General features: G+C 54.5%; 1 protein-coding gene and 4 pseudogenes. 1 reads left to right on the top strand and 4 read right to left on the bottom strand.

The window, feature by feature from the left end:
* Positions 1–2: 2 nt before the first annotated feature.
* The 4 genes and pseudogenes from FTE26_RS20295 to FTE26_RS10345 all read right to left on the bottom strand — a co-directional run.
* A pseudogene (locus tag FTE26_RS20295) lies at positions 3–155 on the bottom strand (hypothetical protein); the annotation flags it as partial.
* A 164-nt stretch (positions 156–319) separates the two neighbouring features.
* Positions 320–401, bottom strand: a pseudogene (locus FTE26_RS20290) (hypothetical protein); the annotation flags it as partial.
* Between the two features lie 175 nt (positions 402–576).
* The gene (ltrA, locus tag FTE26_RS10350; RefSeq protein WP_012372796.1) at positions 577–2,244 is read right to left on the bottom strand and encodes a group II intron reverse transcriptase/maturase; all 1,668 of its coding nucleotides are present in this window, start codon (positions 2,242–2,244) and stop codon (positions 577–579) included.
* Between the two features lie 636 nt (positions 2,245–2,880).
* Positions 2,881–3,053, bottom strand: a pseudogene (locus FTE26_RS10345) (hypothetical protein); the annotation flags it as partial.
* 69 nt (positions 3,054–3,122) lie between these two features.
* Here FTE26_RS10345 and FTE26_RS20090 point away from each other — a divergent pair.
* Positions 3,123–3,235, top strand: a pseudogene (locus FTE26_RS20090) (single-stranded DNA-binding protein); the annotation flags it as partial.

Genomic DNA, 3,235 nt, shown 5'->3' with positions numbered 1-3,235 from the left:
GCTCACGCGCCGCCCCTTTCATTACGCGGACGTTCTGATGGGGGCTTCTGTTTCTTCATGCCTGTCATTTGTCTGTTACTGATGTTGTTGTTCCTGCTACTGCTACTGCTACTGCTACTGCTACTGTTCTTCTTTTTCCTGCTGCTCTGATTCTGACTACTGCAGTGTTGTCCTGTCTGCCGGGCGCACCTTCGGCTCCCGGCTGCCTGGCGGCATCCGGTCGTCAGGCCCGACTCCGACAGGCAGCTGCTGGCGCACCTGCCAGTCTCCGCCGAACCCGCTGGCGCGGTTTCGGGCTGTCGCTACGGTCCGATGCGTGAAAACCCCTGGCTTGCAGCGACCGTTCCGGTCGCGCCGCCTCTGTCGCGCCGTGGCCTGCGCTCCTGGCATCCCGGCAAAAGATTTCTTTCTTATGTTATGGAACTGTTCCTGATGTTGTTGTTCCTTTATCTGCTGCTCTGATTCTGACTACTGCAGTGTTGTTCTGTCTGCCGGGTCGGGTAGCAGCGGCACATTGCTGCGCCGCCGCCCCCTAAGAACGGAGCGTGCGAGTTTCCCCGCACTCCGCTCAAGCCTTTATAAGTGCTTTCGGTGAGCACCGGCTTCCCTGCTGTGTAACTGTCGGTGGCAGTTCGGATGTAACAACTCGAGATTGGTCAGTTCGTCACTGCCGCCCATAACTTTCCTGATCCGGTGATGTATATTCCATCCGGTCTGGTTGGTTATGGGTTGTCCGCACTGCGGACAGTGTTTCCCCTGCCTCTTCCAGAGTTGAACTACTGTCTTCATCTTCTTTGATTTGCCTTTCCAGATTAGATCCAGACGACGTTCAAAGTAGATTTCCATTCCGGGGGTGTATGGTGTTGCTTCGCCTTTGATTTTTATATGGCGCTTTATCGGTGTTTCCATTGCCCGGAAGAGAGTCAGAATTTTCCCTTCCGGGGTTATGGCTTTAAAGATCCAGCGCCTGCCTTCAAAGGAGAAGTATCGTCCGGCGATCCACCGCAATCCTTTTCGGGGGTGCCTTCTTACACACCATCGCCATATAGCTCGCCAGATTTGGGTGTCGACATAATTAAATGTTTCTTTCGCCACGACGTGTCGGTGATAGGTAGCCCATCCCCGGATTACCGGGTTTAGCTGGCCTATCAGTTTCCATGCCGGGAGCGTCGGATTGCGTTTAATTATTTCTCTGACTTTACAGAGGAAGTTCTTCAGGTTTTTCTTCGACGGTTTAATCAGCATTTTACCGTTGTACTTCCTGACGTTCTGCCCTAAAAAGTCGAAGCCTTTATCTATATGTGTAATCGCGGTTTTTTCTTCCGACAGTTCCAGCCCTCGTTCGCGCATGAAAGCTGCAATCAGTGGTCTGACCTCATTTTCCAGCAATTCACGGGAGCTGCCTGAACAGATGAAATCATCAGCATATCTCACATAATTCACCTGGTGCTTTGCACTGTGATAACCACTTTTCCTGAACGTTTGCATCAGTTCCTTCTCCAGTCCGTCCAGAGCCATGTTGGCGAGAACAGGGGATATGATGCCTCCCTGCGGTGTCCCGCTGTTCGTATGGTTAAACACGCCTCTTTCCATGTAACCTGCTTTCAACCATTTTTTAAGCAGTCTCCTGTCCATCGGAATATGGGAAAGCAGCCAGTCATGGCTGATGTTATCGAAACACCCTTTAATATCGCCCTCCAGTATCCATTTGGGCGATACTTTCTGGCTCATCCGCAGAAAAATGGACTCAATGGCGTCATGCGTGCTGCGCATTGGTCTGAAACCATAGCTGTTATGGTCAGCAGTGGTCTCGGATACGGGTTCCAGAGCCAGCAGCCACAGTGCCTGCATGGCCCGGTCCCTCATTGTGGGTATGCCCAGCGGTCGCGTTTTGCCGTTTGATTTTGGGATATGTATTCGCCGTAGTGGCTGTGGCCTGTAACCACACAGATTCAGGCTGCATATTCCTTCCCATTTCTCCTTCGGTGTGTGCCATATTTTTCCGTCAATACCGGGTGTCCTTTTACCGGTATTTTCAGTTACACGCCTGACAGCCACGGCTTTGCCGGAGAATGAGCGGGTGAGGATGCGCTGTAGTTCTCTGACCTGCCGCCATTGTTGCTGTCGGGTTGCCTTTGCAATCCGTAACTGTAGCTTTCGCACCCGGGCATGGCATGCTTTCCAGTCTATGGTGTGCCAGCCTGTCGGGTGGGGTATCGTGGACACACTGATGTGTGTATTCATCTCGCTGATATCCTTTTGACTGCTTTACAGCTTTTCATGCAATTAAAGACCAGACGGAAGTCTGCCCGCTTTCGCGTCGGGGAACCTGCCCCGTATCCCGGTCATTACAACCGGGCATTTGCTTTTTCCGTCCTCCTCTGCCCGCACCGCCTACAGTGTTCCTTACGGTTCACCTGCCTGTAAGGCAGCGATACGGGTTTACCAGGTTCCGCTTAACATACAGAGGGTCAGGGCGGGTTCTGTCTCTTCACCGGGGGTCTCTGCGCCCATGTGCTCCCTGTGCGCGAGGTAGCAACCGGACCCCGTACCTTTTGGTTCAGGCCTGTCAGCATCTTTGGCCTGTTGCCGATAACGGTGTTTATCAACAGTTCACATGTGTTAACCCTTCTGACCAGCCTTGCTCTCCTGCCACATGATGCTTGCAGCAAGGTAAAGCCCCTCACGGGGCTTTACCCGGGCTGACGCCCGGCTCTCGTTGTCCCGGGAGCTTCAGACCCCGCCGTTGCCGGCAGCGCCTGTCCCGGTAGGCTACAGCTAATGGGATAGCTGGTTTTATCAATGTAAAACAATACGTTAAGCGACTTCCTCCGCCGAACCCGCTGGCGCGGTTTCGGGCTGTCGCTACGGTCCGATGCGTGAAAACCCCGGGCTTGCAGCGACCGTTCCGGTCGCGCCACCCTTGTCGCGCCGTGGCCTGCGCTCCTGGCATCCCGGCAAAAGGCCGCCGGGATGTAAGGGGCAACGCCGTTTCGCGCACGCGCTCTCCGTCGTTGCGGCGGGTCCCTGCCCGTTGTTCTGTCCGGTGCCATTCACCTGTTTAAGCCCCTGTCGCCGGGGGCAAAGACAGCCACAACCGTCTCCGCCAGTCCAGGGGTGAAATGTACATCCCGCAAAACTTTTTGCCCAAAAGCAGGCAAAAACTTTTGCGGTCTGCCCCCGGACAGTCGTTTCCGTCCGTGGCAGTGATGCCCCATGCGGCGAAGGTTCTCAA

Origin of the sequence: Escherichia sp. S10b, assembly GCF_028421345.1 — a bacterium.
Classification (GTDB): Bacteria; Pseudomonadota; Gammaproteobacteria; order Enterobacterales; family Enterobacteriaceae; genus ECMA0423.
The sequence above is the reverse complement of the archived record's forward strand: the minus strand, read 5'-3'. Positions and strand labels throughout refer to the sequence as shown.